The organism is Flavobacterium branchiarum (assembly GCF_030409845.1).
In the GTDB taxonomy this organism is placed as follows: domain Bacteria; phylum Bacteroidota; class Bacteroidia; order Flavobacteriales; family Flavobacteriaceae; genus Flavobacterium; species Flavobacterium branchiarum.
Window position 1 is genome coordinate 1,720,927 of sequence record NZ_JAUFQQ010000005.1, and the last position, 18,864, is coordinate 1,739,790.

15 protein-coding genes are annotated in these 18,864 nt (G+C 31.9%); 8 read left to right on the top strand and 7 right to left on the bottom strand.

The genetic code is table 11. From position 1 onward, the window contains the following. Positions 1-259: 259 nt before the first annotated feature. From QWY99_RS19430 to QWY99_RS19445, 4 genes are read left to right on the top strand one after another with little or no spacing between them, the layout of a single operon-like run. A complete protein-coding gene (locus QWY99_RS19430) occupies positions 260-2,932 on the top strand; it encodes a TonB-dependent receptor (protein WP_290267368.1) in 2,673 nt (890 codons plus the stop codon). Between the two features lie 16 nt (positions 2,933-2,948). Continuing rightward, the gene (locus tag QWY99_RS19435) at positions 2,949-4,256 is read left to right on the top strand and encodes a DUF4876 domain-containing protein (protein ID WP_290267369.1); all 1,308 of its coding nucleotides are present in this window, start codon (positions 2,949-2,951) and stop codon (positions 4,254-4,256) included. Positions 4,257-4,297: 41 nt separating this feature from the next. Then, entirely contained in the window at positions 4,298-5,863 is a 1,566-nt protein-coding gene (locus tag QWY99_RS19440; protein WP_290267370.1) for a DUF6850 family outer membrane beta-barrel protein, read from the top strand. A gap of 2 nt (positions 5,864-5,865) precedes the next feature. Then, entirely contained in the window at positions 5,866-7,005 is a 1,140-nt protein-coding gene (locus QWY99_RS19445) for a cytochrome-c peroxidase (RefSeq protein ID WP_290267371.1), read from the top strand. A 93-nt stretch (positions 7,006-7,098) separates the two neighbouring features. On the opposite strand, the gene QWY99_RS19450 is transcribed toward QWY99_RS19445, so the two are convergent. From QWY99_RS19450 to QWY99_RS19460, 3 genes are all read right to left on the bottom strand, one after another. Then, the gene (locus tag QWY99_RS19450; protein WP_290267372.1) at positions 7,099-7,506 is read right to left on the bottom strand and encodes a hypothetical protein; all 408 of its coding nucleotides are present in this window, start codon (positions 7,504-7,506) and stop codon (positions 7,099-7,101) included. Positions 7,507-7,584: 78 nt separating this feature from the next. Beyond that, on the bottom strand, positions 7,585-8,604 hold the full coding sequence (pheS, locus tag QWY99_RS19455) for a phenylalanine--tRNA ligase subunit alpha (RefSeq protein ID WP_264286499.1): 1,020 nt from the start codon (positions 8,602-8,604) through the stop codon (positions 7,585-7,587). Positions 8,605-9,085: 481 nt separating this feature from the next. After that, positions 9,086-9,442, bottom strand: a complete 357-nt coding sequence (locus tag QWY99_RS19460; RefSeq protein ID WP_290267373.1) for a hypothetical protein — start codon at positions 9,440-9,442, stop codon at positions 9,086-9,088. A gap of 167 nt (positions 9,443-9,609) precedes the next feature. On the opposite strand from QWY99_RS19460, the gene QWY99_RS19465 reads away from it, so the two are divergent. After that, positions 9,610-10,143, top strand: coding sequence for a CvpA family protein (locus tag QWY99_RS19465; protein ID WP_290267374.1), 534 nt, complete (start codon positions 9,610-9,612; stop codon positions 10,141-10,143). Positions 10,144-10,395: 252 nt separating this feature from the next. After that, positions 10,396-12,192 carry a translation elongation factor 4 gene (lepA, locus tag QWY99_RS19470; RefSeq protein ID WP_290267375.1) on the top strand — a complete coding sequence of 599 codons (1,797 nt, stop codon included), beginning with the start codon at positions 10,396-10,398 and terminating at the stop codon, positions 12,190-12,192. A 373-nt stretch (positions 12,193-12,565) separates the two neighbouring features. On the opposite strand, the gene QWY99_RS19475 is transcribed toward lepA, so the two are convergent. After that, positions 12,566-12,958 (bottom strand): helix-turn-helix domain-containing protein, encoded by a 393-nt coding sequence (locus QWY99_RS19475; RefSeq protein ID WP_290267376.1) that lies wholly within the window; start codon positions 12,956-12,958, stop codon positions 12,566-12,568. A 285-nt stretch (positions 12,959-13,243) separates the two neighbouring features. Between QWY99_RS19475 and QWY99_RS19480 the strand changes: the two genes are divergently transcribed. Continuing rightward, on the top strand, positions 13,244-14,212 hold the full coding sequence (locus QWY99_RS19480; protein ID WP_290267377.1) for a helix-turn-helix transcriptional regulator: 969 nt from the start codon (positions 13,244-13,246) through the stop codon (positions 14,210-14,212). A gap of 38 nt (positions 14,213-14,250) precedes the next feature. Here QWY99_RS19480 and QWY99_RS19485 read toward each other — a convergent pair whose 3' ends face one another. Then, positions 14,251-14,730 (bottom strand): DinB family protein, encoded by a 480-nt coding sequence (locus QWY99_RS19485; protein WP_290267378.1) that lies wholly within the window; start codon positions 14,728-14,730, stop codon positions 14,251-14,253. 276 nt (positions 14,731-15,006) lie between these two features. Between QWY99_RS19485 and thiL the strand changes: the two genes are divergently transcribed. After that, on the top strand, positions 15,007-16,053 hold the full coding sequence (thiL, locus tag QWY99_RS19490) for a thiamine-phosphate kinase (RefSeq protein ID WP_290267379.1): 1,047 nt from the start codon (positions 15,007-15,009) through the stop codon (positions 16,051-16,053). 65 nt (positions 16,054-16,118) lie between these two features. Here thiL and QWY99_RS19495 read toward each other — a convergent pair whose 3' ends face one another. Continuing rightward, positions 16,119-16,811 (bottom strand): response regulator, encoded by a 693-nt coding sequence (locus QWY99_RS19495; RefSeq protein ID WP_290267380.1) that lies wholly within the window; start codon positions 16,809-16,811, stop codon positions 16,119-16,121. Next, positions 16,801-18,858 (bottom strand): ATP-binding protein, encoded by a 2,058-nt coding sequence (locus QWY99_RS19500; protein ID WP_290267381.1) that lies wholly within the window; start codon positions 18,856-18,858, stop codon positions 16,801-16,803. The genes QWY99_RS19495 and QWY99_RS19500 overlap by 11 nt, the downstream gene beginning before the upstream one ends. Positions 18,859-18,864: the final 6 nt, after the last annotated feature.

Below are 18,864 nucleotides of genomic sequence, written 5' to 3' on the forward strand. Positions count from 1 at the left end.
TATTTGTTTACTAAATAATTGCTGTAAATAAAATAGTCAATACTTATTTTCTTAACAAATACAAAAAACAACTACAATATTGTTATTCAACATAATAGACTAAATACCTAAACAAAATAACCCTACTTATCTTTTAAAAAAAACCTTATAATCAGAATAAATCCTTTTTCGTTTTAACAAATAATTCAAATAATCGTTGCTTCTGTTTGGATTATTGATAAATTCGCGTTATTATTTTTATTTATTCTAATTAAGAACAATGCGCTTTATTTTACTTTTCTTTTTTATTACAAGCTTTGCCTTTTCACAAAGAACAATTTCTGGAAAAATAACTGACAAAGATACTTCTACTCCTTTAGCTGGTGTTTTTATAAAAGATATAAAAACCGAAAGTTGGTCCTTTTCTGATAGTAAAGGAGGGTTTATAATAACACTTCCCTATTATGAAGATGTTGAACTAAATTTTTCTTTATTGGGGAAAATGGAAAAGAATGTTGAGATTAAAAATGATCAAAACTTTGTTACTGTTTCTTTAGAAAACAATACGTTACATCTTAAAGAAGTCATTGTTACTGCTAACATACAAAAACAATATTCTGAGTTAACATTAGGTACAAACGCAATTAATAACGTTCAGGCCTTTTCATTAGATGATGTTTTAAAACAGCTACCTGGCCAAGTCACAACAAATTTTAATTTAAACGAGTTTAAAAATATTGTTTTTCGTACTGCTGCTAAAACTTCGCTTTCTTATGAAACCAAAGCATTTGGAACCGCTTTTGTCATAGACGACATTCCAATTTCAAATAATGCAAACATGCAAGCCCATAATCCAAATTCAGGTTTAGGAGATTCTTTTGGAACAAAAATAAACACGTTTACAAATACAGATAAAGGAGTCGATCTAAGAGAAATCTCTACCAATAATATCGAAGAAATAACAGTTATACAAGGAATTCCGTCAGCTAAATATGGCGATTTAACTTCTGGTCTAGTATTAATAACTAATAAAGTAGGTAGAAGTAACTATAAGATATCTACTTCTATTAAAGACGCTACATCACAAGTAAACTTGGCAAAAGGTTATGATATTAATACCAATAACTCAATGAATGTATCATTTGGTTATTTGGACTCTAAGGCTGATCCAAGGGACAATATTTTGGACTTTGAAAGAATAAATGGAAATATCTCATGGCAACATAAAAATAAAGCTAGCACAATAAGAAATACGCTTAGCGCTTCTTTCAGAATGAATTTAGACGATGCAAAAAGTGATCCTGATGATATTACTGCTATGGTTGTTAAAAATGAAAAGAAAGGCTTTTCTATTTCAAACAACTTAAAATGGAAACCAAAAAACATATGGGTTGATGGCATAACTACTGCTACCAGTTTTAGTTACGACAAGCAATTTTCTAGGAGAGACAGATGGGTAAATGTAGCTGCATCTGCTGCGACTGATTCTTATGAAGAAGGCATACACGAAGCAATCATCGTACCTTCTCAATATACAAGTATAAGCACTGTAGAAGGGATTCCTATTTCTACTTATTTTAGTTTAGAAACGACTAAAACTTTAACCAATGAAGCAAAATGGGTTCACAGTCTAACCTTTGGTACTTCTACAAGAACCAGTATGAACAAGGGAGAAGGAAGAAAAAATGCCGTTACAGGTTTATATAACCTTTATACACTTACGGTAGGAGGAAATAGTAAATTAGCCTATAGAGATTATGATTTTAATAATACAAGAACAGAGACTCAATTTTCTGCCTACATTGAAGACAAAATATTCAAAAAATTCGAAAACAACCAAATATTAAATATAAGCTTAGGTCTAAGATATGATAATCAATCTGGTAATGAATCCTTTCAACCACGAATAAACTCTTCTTATAAGTTTAATAAAACATTTAACATGAAAGGTGGTTTTGGTCTATCCTCAAAAGCTCCATCCCTTAATCAACTTTACACAGGAGATCGCTATCTGGACAGACTTATTGGCAGTGGGATCTATACTTACCCCGGCATCTATCAAAAAGCATGGATTCAAACCTTAATAACTCCTGGTGACAATTTAAACCTTAAACCTACAAAATCGTACAGAACGGAACTCGGAATAGATGCTAATCTCCCGTTTGCTTCAATAAACTTAACAGGTTACTACAACAAACTTTTCGATGCTTTTTCTGGCGAAAGGATTCCAGTATATAAAGAAGTTCCTAAAGCAGAGGTTACAGTTGTTGGTACTGAAATACCGACTTATCAGATTAATGGAACTGAAAAATTTTACTATTTCACAAATAGTATTACAAACAATGGTACAGCAGAAGATAAAGGCTTGGAGATTTTTATAAATTTTAAAAAGATAAAATCATTAAATCTTGATATTAGCATGAACGCATCTTATGTTACTTCAAAAGATTTTTCAGCTGTAAAAAACTATATAGCTTCTACTGATCTTTTAACACCGGAGAGATATGGTGTATTTGACTCAAGACCTAGCGTTCAGGAAAATTTTACCATACGCTCAAATTTTAACTATCACATTCCTGCAGTTGGATTATTAATCTCTATCTCCAGTGAACACACATTATTACAATCTTTAAAAACCCCAATAGGTAATTTTCCAAATGGATATCTAGACACCCAATTAGTTTATCATGAGATTCCTGTTGAGGACAGAACGAATAATCAAAAATATGGACATCTTATGCAGAACACAAAAGAAACTGATAACAAAATTCAAAACGTATTGCACAATTTTCACTTGCGTGTATCAAAAGACTTTCTGAACGGCTTTGGTGTTTCTGTATATGCTACAAATTTTTTAAACCTAAAACCTTATTACTATGATGAAGCCGGGATAAAAGCATTAGCAAAAATCGCCTCACTTTCCTTCGGTGCCAGACTTGAATACGAATTTTAAACTAAATATAATAACTATGAAAAAACATTTCCTTTTAATTATAACCCTGTTGGCCTTAATAATCCAATCCTGCAGTAACAATGATGAAAACGAAGCATTACAGCCTATCAACTTTTCAATTGCTGTAAAATATGACGAAACCTTTAGCAATCTTGTAACAAAAAATTCTGCTGTTACCATTGTAAATAACGAAACAGGGAATAAATATACTGTACAATCTGATAACAGCGGTATTGCTCAGTTTAATCAAATATTACCTGGAATCTATTCGGTATCGGCAACTAAAGTAATGCAATCAATAGAATTCGCAGATACTTTTGGATATACACCATCTGAAGCCGAAATTAATTTTAATGGATCTCAAAGTAGCCTTGTTATAAATAGTGCTTCTACGACGGTTGAAATTGAAATGAAAACATCAAAAGTGGGTGACTTTGTAATCAAACAAATTTACTATGGTGGCTCTGACGTTAAAAAGGGCGCAACGTTTAGAGATCAGTTTATAGAGATTTACAATAATTCAAATACGGTACAATATGCTGATGGTTTGTACATTGCCCAATTATATGGCTCAGGTACCACGACTGTTTATGCTTACACATTACCTACTGGACAATTTGACTGGAGTAAGTCTGCTGAAATGACGATGGGAAATACTGCCAATACTAATTATGTTTATGCTTCTAATGTTTTAAAAATTCCAGGAACTGGTACTCAGTATCCCGTACAGCCAGGAAAAAGCATTGTAATTGCTCAAAATGCCATTAACCATAAATCAAATTATACAGACAATACTGGAAAATCAGTAAGCATCCTAAATCCTGACTTAACTGTAGATTTAAGTACTGCTGATTTTGAATCTTTTTTAGGAAATTATTTAGGTGATCTTTACCAATATGATATTCAAAATCCAGCTGTAACAGATTTAGATATTATATACTGGGGGAATGGTAATAATGATATGGTTTTGGACCCTAGTGGAAAACTGGCTCTTGCTATTTTTAAAATGGATCCTACTGAACTAAATAGTCTTAAAAAATATAAGAATCCTAAAGGGGATAAGAATTCATACTTACAGATTCCAAATACAGTATTGACAGATGCAGTCGAACTGACTAAAGATATGGGATCAAGCTACGTTCCTAAGAAACTACCAGCTCAAATAGACGGAGGAAATACTTACTTATCGACTGGAGCATATTCTTCTAAAGCTGTAATTAGAAAAACTAAAACTACCATTGCTGGAAGAATAATTTTGCAAGACACTAATAATTCTACAAACGATTTTGTAGAAATAACTCCAAATCCTAGAGGATTCAACTAACATTTTCATTAATGAAAATAAATATTTTTAAAATTTTTAACATGAGAAGTAATGCCTGGGAAAACTGGGTACTACTTCTTATGTTATCTTTTTTTGCTAATACAGCACAAGCACAGGATAGCCTAATTATATCCAATCATCTTATTGATCTACAAGTTAAAAATCAAATATTCAATTACCCTGTTGTATATACCAACTCCTATATCAAAGATTTCACCTTTACCGAATTATCGTACGAACATACACAAAATGAATTTGCACGAACACAAACTGCAAACGAAATAAATACCTTTCAATTTTTAGCAAGGGGATATTATACAACAAAATCTAAATGGAGACTATTTGGTGATATGTCCATTATAAAAAAAGAAGAAAAAGATTTAGGTTGGGTTCTTACAGACGATCGATCAGAAGAACAGGAAGTAATAATGCCTCATTATTTTTTTGTACCTCGAAAAGGAGATTGGACAAGTCAGAATTACAATACAAATGGCGGATTTTCGAAAGAAATTACAAGCAAATTATCGCTAGCCACAAAAGCTAGTTTTAATGCAGGTAAATATACCCGAAATGTAGATCCCAGACCACAAATTATTTCAAGAAAATTAACTGGAGAACTTCAGCTTGGTTATCAGATAGCAGAAAGACATAAAATTTTTGTTCTAGCAAATTATGCGACAGGAAACAAAGACTTTACATATATCTACAAAGACAAACATCTAAATTTTGAATCTAATCCTGATACTTACTTACGATTCAACACTGGTTATGGACGAATTTTAAATTATTTCAAGTCTAATTACAACAACTCTACTCGATTTACTTACAAAGATATAACTACCAAACTTGGTTTAGGATATACTTTTAGTAACAAGAGTAGTAATTTTACTGCTCTATATTATCACCAAAAATCAAATAACAATTTTTACACTAATGTTTTTGCTACAGATGATCAGATTAGATTTAAATACGAAACGACAACAAACCATCTGGAGTTATTTGCACTACACAAATGGAATCAAAAAGAAATAAATTCTACTTTTAAATATTATACTAGCAATAGCATCAATAATGATGTACAGAGTAAAGGTCATAATTACAAAAATTCATTGAATACTATTAACTGGTTAACTTCTATTTCAAAAAAAACAAATTCCAAAATCGATTACTTATTTGGTCTTGATGTGAATTACCAACAGAACAGTTACAATGATGTTCTTGCAACAAGCAATATGCATATTAATTCATTAAATACAGGGATTTTTGGTAGCAAGGATTTTGCCTTTACCAAAAGCAAAATAAATGCTACTGTAAACTTAAACATGTATTTTGCGCTTCCGTCTACGTTAGATTATTATGACACTTCGGGAAGCACTAATAGCACCTTTTTTAATGAAGTGATTGTACACGATTATGCCGTTAGTACCACAAACTATTTCGCTCCCAAATTGAGATTAGAATATAGTTATCCTGTTCAAAATAAAACAGTAGTCTTTTTTACGGATTTTAAAGAAAAATTAGCCCTGAAAAAACAAAATGATTACAATACCATTATCAATACCAATACCACTTATTGGCTTCGTCTTGGTGTACAATTAAATTATTAAAAATGAAAACAAAGTTTATCGCCATTAGCATAATGGTCTTTTCATTTGTTATACTTTCGTATTCAAAAATAAACGAAAACCTTTCTATTACAGAACTCAAACGGCTATATAGTAGCGGTGATTACACAAAATGGCCTAAACCTGAAGTCGACTCTTTAGTTTATGCTCAAGGTTTTGAAGATATAGGATCATTAGGCAAACCCGAATTTCCTGAAAACAATCTATATACCGAAGAGAAAGCAACTTTAGGCAAAATACTCTTCTTCGATCCTAGATTATCAAAATCAGGACAAATCTCTTGTGCCAATTGCCATGATCCAGAATTAAATTGGGGAGATGCAAGGAGAGTTTCTTATGGAGAAGGAAGATTACAAGGTATTAGGAATTCTCCTAGTTTAATGAATATCGCTTATACTAAAATATTCTTTTGGGACGGAAGAGCAACTACTCTAGAAGATCAAGCTAGTTTCCCTATAAAAGACACTAAAGAAATGAATTTTCATATCGATTTGGCGACAAAAAGATTGAATAAAATTAAAGGGTACAAATCCTATTTTAAGAAGGCTTTTGGTAAAGAGAAAATTACTCAGGAAGAAATATTAAAAGCAATTGCAACTTTCGAGAGAACATTAGTTAGTCCAAAAAGTAGATTTGACAAATTTATAACTGGAGATTCAACGCAACTTAGCAACAAAGAAATTGAAGGCTTACATTTATTTCGAACAAAAGCGCGTTGTATAAATTGCCATAACACGGCTAATTTCTCTGATAATAAATTTCATAACATAGGACTGACTTATTATGGAAGAGAGTATGAAGATTTAGGAAGATATAATGTGACACGAAAAGCTGAAAATGTTGGAGAATTTAAAACCCAATCTTTAAGAGGTGTAGCACAAAATGCTCCTTATATGCACAATGGTCTATTCCCTAATTTACGTGGCGTATTAAACATGTACAATGCTGGAATGCCACAACCTAAACGAAAAGAAAGTCAACAAAATGATTCCTTATTCCCTACTACATCAAGACTTATTCAAAAATTACAACTAAAACAATCTGAGGTAGTCGCATTAGAAGCTTTCATTACAAGCTTAAGTACTGGAAATTATAAGATGCGCCCTCCAGAATTACCACAATAGTTCAAATCTTAATCTGATTCTACTAAAAAAGTCCCTTTCTAAAATTTTAGAAAGGGACTTTTATATCCTTCAAGATACAGAAAACGTACCTAATTATTTTACCATAATTCCTTCTACAAATAGAATTGGCACTTCTTCAGAAAAATCTTCATGAATAGAATGTGCTTTAAAAATAAACTTCTTATCGTATAATGTGTTACCAATAAAATAAGTAACCATAAATTCGTTGTTTAAAGTCAATAGGCTTTTCTCCACCATTTCAATTTTTACTACTGATACTGCCGGGATTTCTACAAAAGCATGACGCAAAAGCGATGTTTTCTTCATTTCACCATCGATTGTTCCAAAAGCTTTTGAAACTACCATTACACTATCAATATTAAAATCACTATCATTTATAAGATAAGCATACCATACTTTCTCCATAAAATCGTCGCTCCATTCTTGAACAACTGCCAGAAACACATTTTCTACTTCCGGAATAATTATATCCTTTTTCATATTAGTCTAAACTTATAAAATCATAAAGTCGAAAATTCCATAGTTTGAAATTTCCGACTTTATAACTTTGAACTTATATTATATATTCGATTTGAATTGCTCTAAGAATCGAACATCATTTTCGTAAAACATACGAATATCTCCAATTTGGTATAATAACATTGCAATACGCTCTACTCCCATTCCGAATGCAAAACCATTGTATTCTTCTGGATTTATATCACAATTTTTCAAGACGTTAGGATCTACCATTCCGCAACCTCCTATTTCTAACCAACCTGTTCCTTTGGTGATACGGTAATCAGTTTCTGTTTTTAGTCCCCAATAAATATCAATTTCGGCGCTAGGCTCTGTAAATGGGAAGTAAGACGGACGTAAACGGATTTTCGATTTTCCGAACATTTCTTTTGTAAAGTAAAGTAAGGTTTGTTTTAAATCGGCAAACGAAACATCTTTATCAATGTACAATCCTTCTACCTGATGAAAGATACAGTGCGAACGTGACGAAATTGCTTCATTACGAAAAACACGTCCTGGAGAAATAGTACGAATAGGCGGTTTATGATTTTCCATATAACGCACCTGAACCGATGAAGTATGCGTACGCAATAAAACATCTGGGTTTGTTTGTATAAAAAACGTATCCTGCATATCACGTGCTGGATGATATTCTGGAAGGTTTAATGCTGTAAAATTATGCCAGTCATCTTCGATTTCTGGACCTTCGGAAACGTTAAAACCAATATTAGCAAAAATATCAATAATCTGATTCTTCACGATTGATATCGGATGACGAGAGCCAATAATTATTGGTTCGGCAGCACGAGTTAAATCTCCGTAAATACCTTTAATTTCTTCTTTACTTTCTAAAGCTTCAACAATAGCCTTTACTTTATCTTCAGCAGCTGTTTTTAAAGCGTTTATAACTTGTCCAAACTCCTTTTTCTGGTCATTTGGTACAGTCTTAAATTCAGCAAAAAAATCATTTAAAACACCTTTTTTACCAAGAAATTTAATTCGGAATGCTTCTAATTCTTCTTTATTTTCTGTTGAAAAAGCTTGAGCTTCCCCAATATATTCTTTTATCTTATCTATCATCGATCTTACTTTGAAACCACAAATTTAAGGATTTTGTTCTAAGTATTATGTCTAAAATTTAAAGTTTCCTTTCAATTTTAAGAATCATCTTATTTTTAGTCGCAGTTTTTTTTTAGTCGCGGTTTTTTTTAGTCACAGTTTTTTTTAGTCACAGTTTTCAGTTTACAGTCGCAGTACTTAGTTTGTCTATAAAAAATCGCGGTTTTCAGTCGCAGTCGCAGTACTTAATTTGTCTTTAAACAATCGCGGTTTTTTAGTCGCAGTACTTAGTTTGTCTTTAAACTGGGACTCTAAACTATAACCGCAAACCAAGACTGAATACTGAGACTGAATACTGGGACTGAATACTGAGACTGAATACTGAGACTGAATACTGAGACTGAATACCGAGACTGAATACCGAGACTGAATACCGAGACTGAATACCGAGACTGAATACCGAGACTGAATACCGAGACTGAATACTGAATACTAAAAAAAACTACTCAATAAGTTTTCTTTCCAAAAAGTAACTTACAATTGCTTCTTTCATCAAAACAGATTGTTCTCCTGCCTTTAATGGAGGTAATTCTTCTTTTACTTTGTAATGTGGCCAACCTTCTTCATCAAAAAACTCAAATTCATAAAAACCATAAGGTTCTAATAACCTACAAATAGCAATATGCATAAGGTTTAATTTTTCATCTTTTTTAAATTCTCTATGTAATTTCCCTAGTTCTTGTACGCCTATTAAATAAATTATGGAATCTAAATCTAAATTTTCTCCTTGTGAAAATTGATCAGAAAGTATATTTACAAGCTGTTCCCAGCGTTCTTTTAGTTGTGTGTCTCTTGACATATTTATATTGTTGATTATGATTTGTATCCTGCGATTCTGCTCAGGATGACGTTTTATAGGATTTAAAAAAATATAAATCCGTTTACAAAGATAAGAACTTGAAATTTGACAATACGTAGTTGATAATTCTTTTATATTTGCGCATTCATTAAACAAAAAATAAGAATATGAGTTTTTTCGATATGATTTTGGGTGCTTTATTAATTTTCGGTTTATACCAAGGTATCAAAAATGGTCTTTTTGTAGAGGTTGCCTCTTTTATCTCTTTATTGTTGGGAATTTATTTAGCAATTAAATTTTCTTCTTTAATGAAAGAAATAATCGCAAAACATGTTTCATGGAATCCAAATACAATTCAGATTACAGCATTTATATTGACATTTATCGTAGTGGTCATTGCTGTTTATTTATTAGCTAAATTTTTAACCGGAATTGCCGATTTTGCTCAATTAGGATGGCTTAATAAACTTGGTGGCGGTCTTTTTAGAATTCTAAAAACTGTTTTAATATTAAGTGTCGTTTTTACGCTTTTTGAAAAAATAAACTTCAATCATACTTTTGCAAAAAAAGAAACCTTAGACAAATCAATCTTTTATAATCCGATACAAAAAGTAGCTAGTTTTATTTATCCTTCGATAGAAAACTGGTACGATACTTTAAAGAAAAGCAGTACTGAGAAAGAATCTGAAACCACCAAATAAGAGATTTTTTAGCAGATGATAAAGCTCGTTTTTTATTCAAATTTAGATTTTAGAATAAACATATAAGAGTGTAAAAAACAGCCAAATCCATCTTTTATTTCTTAAAGCCTCAACAATAATGTATCTAGATTCTAGAATCCAAAACTTTGCATTATCTTTGCAGATTATTGAAGGGGTGTTACGGCTTTGCTACACCACAGAATTACAACAAAAAAACACTTAAACTCGTTTAGAGAATTGACATAATAAACAATGAAAAAGATACGTAACTTTTGCATTATTGCACACATTGATCACGGTAAAAGTACACTTGCTGACCGTTTGCTTGGCGCTACACAAACCGTAACTGCTCGTGAAGAAAAGGCCCAATTGCTTGACAATATGGACTTGGAGCGCGAACGTGGAATTACCATAAAAAGTCACGCTATACAAATGGAGTACACTTATAAAGGAGAAGAATATATCCTGAATTTAATTGACACTCCTGGACACGTTGACTTTTCATACGAAGTTTCTCGATCAATTGCCGCTTGCGAAGGAGCGCTATTAATTGTTGATGCTGCTCAAAGTATTCAAGCTCAAACCATATCAAATTTATACTTAGCACTAGAAAACGACTTAGAAATTATTCCAGTTTTAAATAAAGTCGATTTACCAAGTGCTAATCCTGAAGAAGTTAGTGATGATATTATTGATTTACTAGGATGTAAATTAGAAGACATTATTCATGCTTCTGGTAAAACTGGTTTTGGTGTCGAAGATATTTTGGCTGCCATTATTGAAAAAATTCCACCTCCTACAGGAAATATTGATGAGCCATTACAGGCTTTGATTTTCGATTCACATTACAATCCGTTCCGTGGAATTGAGGTTATTTTCCGTGTTAAAAACGGACAAATTAAAAAAGGGCAAAAAATTAAATTCATGGCCACTGGAAATGAATATTTTGCTGACGAAATTGGAACATTAAAATTAAATCAGGTTCCTAAAAATGTAATTTCTGCAGGTGATGTTGGTTATTTAATTTCTGGAATTAAAGAAGCCAAAGAGGTAAAAGTTGGAGATACTCTGACGGACGCTAAAACACCGACTACAAATATGATTACTGGTTTTGAGGATGTAAAACCAATGGTATTTGCTGGAATTTACCCTGTAGATACTGAAGATTATGAAGATTTGCGTTCTTCTATGGAGAAATTGCAATTAAATGATGCTTCGTTAGTTTTTACTCCTGAAAGTTCTGCTGCTTTAGGATTTGGTTTCCGTTGTGGATTCTTAGGAATGCTTCACATGGAAATTATTCAAGAGCGTTTAGAGCGTGAATTCGATATGACTGTAATTACTACTGTACCTAACGTTTCTTATTTGGCTTATACCAAAAAAGAACCAGATACGGCTTTTGTAGTAAACAATCCATCTGACTTACCAGAGCCTTCTAAACTAGACAGAGTTGAAGAGCCTTATATTAAAGCAACAATCATTACAAAAGCTGACTTTGTTGGTAACGTAATGAGTTTGTGTATCGAAAAACGTGGTCAAATTACCAATCAAACGTATTTGACTACAGAACGTGTTGAATTAAATTTTGACATGCCATTAGCCGAAATTGTATTTGATTTTTATGATCGTTTAAAAACAGTTTCTAAAGGTTACGCTTCTTTCGATTATACTCCAATAGGAATGAGAACTTCTAAATTAGTAAAACTAGATGTTCTTTTGAATGCACAAAATGTTGATGCACTTTCTGCATTGATTCACGAAGACAACGCATACAACATCGGTAAAAAAATGACCGAAAAACTACGTGAGCTAATCCCTAGACAACAATTTGACATTCCGATTCAAGCTGCAATTGGGGCTAAAATTATTGCTCGTGAGACTATAAAAGCGTTACGTAAAGACGTTACCGCAAAATGTTATGGTGGAGATATTTCGCGTAAGCGTAAACTTCTTGAAAAACAGAAAAAAGGTAAAAAACGTATGAGACAAGTAGGAAACGTTGAGATTCCTCAAGAAGCTTTTATGGCTGTACTTAAATTAAATGACTAGTTTTTTATTTTAGAAAATAGAATAAAGAACAAAGAACATAGACTAACCCAATGACGAAAGTTGTTGGGTTTTTTGTTTAGATTTGAGAAAGTAAACATTCAGTTATAACTAGAATTCTGAGCTAGCAAATAGACGAAGTAATCCAAAAAACGGTTAACACAATACAATTTTTCTCACCGAATCTGTATTACCCGCAATCTTGTCTTTCTGACGAAGGAAGAATCTCCGCAAGAAACTAACGCAAAGTATCCCTAGATTGTCGAGATTCTATTTGAGATTCTTCGTGCCTCAGAAAGACAAGATTGTGGTAAAAAAAGCAAACAAAAAAAGCTGCCTAATAAGACAGCTTCTTTGTTTTTATAAACGTAAAAATTTATTTAGACTTTAATAAATTTTCTAAATATTCGTTTTTTTCTTTTTCAACTTGCACTAATCTCTCGTAAAGCTCTATTACTTTATCAAGTGGATTAAAGTTACAGTTATGATTAACTCCAGCATTAACAATACCATTATCGTGGTACGTATTGCCAATAATATTCAAAACCGCTTCTTCAGAGAAATTTTTAATTGCTTCAGGAGTTACACCAAGTGCTATTGCTACTTCAATTAATTTATCTTCATCAATAGTTTCACTATTTTCTATTGTCGATACAGTTTGTTGGCTTGTGCCCAAAGCTTGCGCCAAAGCTTCCTGTTTCATGTCTTTTAATTCACGAATACGGCTAATTTTTCGCCCTATATGATTTGGTTTTGTTACTATACTCATAGCTCAAAGATAACTAATTATGGATAAAAAATTACGACAACCGTATCATACAAGATTTATATGGTACAATACAAGTAAAACATTTTTCGGCAAACAAACTGCCGAAACTTTGTTCTGAACAAAAATACAATTTTTCAGACAAGGAGATGCTAAAAAATAAAATTATAGAATATTCATCCTATACACCGAACAGAAATAATCAATTTCAATTTAGGACAGTTTTTGTATTTCCTAAACCTACGAACCTTTGTATCTTTGAATCTCTGAATCTTTAAAAGAAAAAAAATGGACGAAACTCCTAAACGATTTGACCGAATTGTGGCTATCCTAATCCAATTACAATCCAAAAGAATTGTAAAAGCACAGGAATTGGCTAATCGTTTTGAGGTAAGTCTGCGAACTATTTATCGTGACATTCGCACTCTTGAAGCTTCTGGAGTTCCTATTTACAGTGAAGCTGGAGTTGGTTATGCTTTAATGGAAGGATATCGCTTACCTCCTGTAATGTTTACTAGAGAAGAAGCCAGCAGTTTTATCGCTGCCGAGAAATTAATGCAAAAATTTACTGATGTTGCTTTAGGAAATCACTATGCTTCGGCGATGTACAAACTAAAGGCTGTACTTAAGAGCGATGATAAAGATTGGGTTTCTACAATTGAATCGAACGTTTTAATGCAATCTGCCGAAAAACTTTTTAATGATAAATCACCCAATACTTTAGCCGTTCTTTTTGAAAGTATTGCCGAGAAAAAACAAGTTATTCTTTCCTATAAAGCTTTAAATTCTGATGAAATCACCGATAGAAATATTGAATCGGTTGGTGTGTTTCATGATAATAACAATTGGTACGTTATAGGATATTGTCATTTACGTAGCGATTATAGACAGTTTCGAACAGATCGTGTACACGGAATAAAAAAAACAGATCAGCACTTTACATTAGAGCATGATTCTCTAGAGACTTACTTAAGTAAAAATGAAACGATCTTAACTACCAAAGTACGTATTCGTGTTGAGAAAAGAATAGCTGCTTATTTATCTTATGAGCGAAAATATCATGGTTTCATTTCTGAAATAGAAGTAGATAATCAAATAGAAATGACTTTTATGTCACGCGATATCGAAGAAGGTTTTCCTCGTTGGTTTTTAATGTTTGGCGATTATGCTAAAATAATTGAACCTCAACGATTAAAATTTCGTGTTTTAGAATTACTAGAAAAGAACAAAAACAGACTTCTAGAAAAAAACTCCTAAAAATAAGACAAGACTTATTTTTAGGAGTTTTTACCATTTTATCTTTCCCAAAAAAATGGAGGTTCAACACCAAGGGCTCTCAAGTAAACATAACCTTGACCTCGATGATGTACTTCGTTATCGATAAAATACAATATGTTCTGAACGATTGGAAACTCATATTGTCCAAACAAATTGAAAGTCTCACTGAAATCTTCTATCGTTAACTTCTCCCAATACTGATTAATCGCTTCCGTAGATTCATCCCATTTTTCAAGATATTGCGCTTTAAATATAAGTTTCTCTTCTCCTTCCTTATAAGGTTGGCTTTCTCTTTCTACAATACTTTTTAAAGCTGGCGCTGCAATTGCCAAAAGTTCAGCTGTTAATTCTGAAAATGTACGCATTCCGCCAATAGAAAATTCAAAGAAATCTTTTTCGGGAAACAATTCAATTACACGACGTGTTAATGCACGATGCCCTTGCCAATGTTTTAATAAATCTTCTGAAGTAATAACTTGCGCTTCTAGTGTTTTCATAATTTTAAAGGTTTGATTTTTTATTACTTCAAAAGTAAAATGAGCCGGTGACAACAGTTTGTCAGTAGGAAAAAATAAATTTATTTTTTTGTAGAGACGCACTTCAGTGCGTCTACAGAAAGAGAATACGCAAGGTAATCAACAATTAAATTACATTTTATAGAGACGCACAGCAGTAGAGACGCACAGCAGTGCGTCTCTACAAGAGCAGAAACCCATTTATAAAAAAAACCTTTGTACCTTTGCTCCTCAATAAACTTTGGAACTTAGAAAAAAATGATTGAAGATAAAAACCCACAACGTACCAGCATAGCGCAATTAGGCGAATTTGGTCTAATTGAGCACTTAACAAAAAACTTTGATGTTACTCAGGAATCTACTTTAAAAAGTATTGGAGATGATGCGGCTGTACTAGATTTTAAGGACAAAAAAGTTGTTGTTTCTACCGATTTATTAATCGAAGGGGTACATTTTGATTTGGCTTACATGCCTTTAAAGCATTTAGGCTATAAAGCTGTCGTAGCTAATATCTCTGACATTTGTGCTATGAATGCTAGACCTACACAGATAACTGTTTCTGTGGCTGTTTCTAATCGTTTTCCGCTTGAAGCGCTTGAAGAGTTATTTGCTGGTATCACTCATGCTACCAAGGAATATAATGTAGATGTAATTGGTGGCGATACTACCTCATCTCAAAAAGGTTTAATCATTAGTATTACTGCAATTGGTGAGGCTGATGAAAATGAAATTGTATATAGAAATGGTGCCAAACAAACTGATTTATTAGTTGTTACTGGCGATATTGGAGCAGCTTACATGGGATTGCAAGTTTTGGAAAGAGAGAAACAAGTTTTTCAGGTAAATCCAAATTCACAACCTGACTTAGATGCGTATACTTATTTAATTGAACGTCAATTAAAGCCCGAAGCGCGCAAAGATGTTCGTACTCTATTACATGCTCTTGAGATTAAACCAACTTCTATGATTGACATTTCAGACGGATTATCTTCTGAAATTATTCATTTATGTAAGCAATCTAAAGTAGGTTGTAATCTATACGAAGACAAATTGCCTCTAGATCCACAATTTATAAGTGTTTGCGAAGAGTTTAATATTGATAGTACGACTGTAGCTATAAATGGTGGAGAAGATTATGAATTACTTTTTACTATCGCTATGGAAGATTTCGAAAAAATTAAGGCAAATCCAAACTTCTCAATTATTGGTCATATGACGCAAGAAAGCGAAGGTATTCACTTGATTACTCGTGCTAATACAAAAATTGCTTTAAAAGCTCGTGGATGGGACGCTATAACTGAATAAGCTTCATACTTACAACAAAAAAAAGACATCTATTGGATGTCTTTTTTTTGTTGTAAAATCGTATTTTATAAAAGCCCTTTAATACGGGCTTCTTTAACCAAATCATCATCTGTTCCTTGGCTTACGTTTAATAGTCCTTTCAGATTATCAATTCTTCTAATAGTTGCTTTTAAAGAGATTGGAATATAATGTGGAATTTCGTCTGTCTTGGTTCCTTTTGATAAATGAAAAAGAATCTGCTCATCTAGCTGATCAATTTCTATCGAGTCTTTTGGAGATTCTTCTAACATTTCTATAACCGACTGACTATAATATGTATTGTCTTTCATCACTTTATCAAAAGCAAACAGCAATTCATCAAATGTTAAGTCGTTTTTTATAATTAATCCTTTAGGCTTTATAGTCCTAATAATCGTTTTTATTTTGAGTAATTCGGTATACATTGTCAGCAATATTATTTTACAGTGGGGCATATGTTCCATAATAAGCTTAGCCAAATCTTCTCCCGAATATATTTCCTTTTCTTCATAAGCGGGCATACTTATGTCTAAAAAGGCTATATCAAAACTGGCTATTGCAGGATCTACGATAATGTCATATCCCGACTTACAATCTTTGGCCTGAGTGATTAAAAATTCATACTCATCAGGTTTGTATCTTGTAATTGCATTTTTGTACCCTTCGATTATAAAAGGATGGTCATCGACTATTAGTATATTATTCTTAATTTTCTCTTCAGAGGTTTTATCAATTGTCATTATTATGTAGGTTTATTTTTTGATCAATCGGTATTTTAATTACTATACTAGTTCCTTCTATTTTATTAGATTTAATATCAATAGTTCCGTTGCATTCATTTGTTCGGTACAAAATATTTTGCAACCCAATTCCCTTTTTAGCTTTGTTTACATTAAACCCTACACCGTCATCAGCTATTACTAAAAACAAGTAATTCACTTCATTTTTAAGCTCAATTTTTATTGTTTTTGCATCTGCATATTTGTTACAATTTTGCAATGCTTCTTGAATAATTCTGTATAAATTTATTTTAATCGAGTTACTCACCAAATCCCATCTAATGCTTGAATCAATACTTGAAATCAATTCTGAATCAAAAGTGTTTTTTTGATTCTCCAATAATTTGTTAAGAATGACAACAAAATTATTAATCAAATCCGATTTTTCTTTATTTAAATCATGTGAGATTTCACGAATATCTTGTTCAATTTCTCTTAAATCTGCTAAATATTTTTTACGCTTCGCAGGTACAGTTTCATCATCAATTTTATCCAAACTATCCAGACTTATCCTAACCCCAAACATTCTACCTAAAATTCCATCATGTAAATCTTGAGCAACCTTTTTCTTTTCTTTTAACCTTATTGTCTCAATAGCATTTTGTTGCGAAATCATCAGATTATAAATATCCTCATTAGCAACCTGCTGTTGTTGCTTAAAAAGTAGCTCTCTATTTTTGTTTTTTTGCGCCATATAAACATAAAAGAAGAATCCTAGTAAAGCACAAATACTAAAAACATATATCAATGTTCTATTTTGAATATTTAAACTCGTATTCTTATCTTTTATTTCATTGGTCTCATATTCTATTCGAGAAAATTTCTCTCCCATCTTTCTTTCTGCCTTTTGTACTCTTTCATTTATCTGAATATACTCTTTAGAATAGGCCGAAGCATTTGCAGGATCAACCAAAGCTATCTGCTTAAGAGACTCTAGAGTATTCCTTAATCTATTTGAATTTCTAGATAAATCAAGCGCTTCTTTAGAATATTTCACTGCATTTAAAGTGTCATTTTTATATGCAAAAAACTCAGACAAGTGTATCTTATTTAATATTATTCCTGAATCCAACCCCAAGCTATCTCTAATCTTTAAAGCATTATAAAACAGCTCTGGAAGTCCTTCTGATTCTTTTAATTTAAACTTAGAATAGGCCAAATTATCCAACAACATGGCATATAATATAGTCTTTTCTTTAAAAAGGTTTTTTTCTTCCAAACCTTTATTAAAAAAAAATTGAGCTCGTTTGTAATCATTCATCCGAACATATACAAAACCAATATTATTAAGTGAAGTCGCTTTTAGTTGAAGATCAGATGAGATTAATTTATCATTAAGAGTAGTTAAAGCTTTGTTATGAAATTCTAACGCTTTACTATACTCTTCTCTTTCATTATACAAAATTCCTAAAAGGTTATAGGATTCATAAAATAAATCATTTACATTTTTTTGTTGCTTTAAAATTCTTAAGGTTTTAAAAACTGTAATCTCACTTTCAAAAAAATCTCCTTCTCCGAATTGTAAATTTGCCTTACTTAAAAATGTTTTGGCCAAATTATATTTATCATCAATTCGAAGATAAACTTTCTCTGCCTTGAAATAGTTTAAGAAAGCACTATCGGAAATTGTCTTAAAACTATAGTAATCTCCTAAATAGGTATATGCTTTCCCTATAGATATTGAATCATTACTATTTTTGGATCTTTCTAAAATTAATTTTGAAGTTTCCTTAAAAGCTAACCAATCTCCCATATTATAGTATCGGTTAGCGACTTTAAATAAATTTACTTTATTAAGGGAATCATCTTTCTGATTTATAATTATGTTGAATGCTTTCTTGTTGTAGCTCTGTTGGGATTTAAACGGCACGTTAATATCGTTGGCCAACGATAAATAAATGGGTAAACTATCTATAGCTGAAGTTGTATCATTATCATTGATACTTTTGCTGGTACAGCCAGACAAAACGACAAATAGTAAGAGTAATATAAGGTAGTTTTTTCTCAAAAGTAT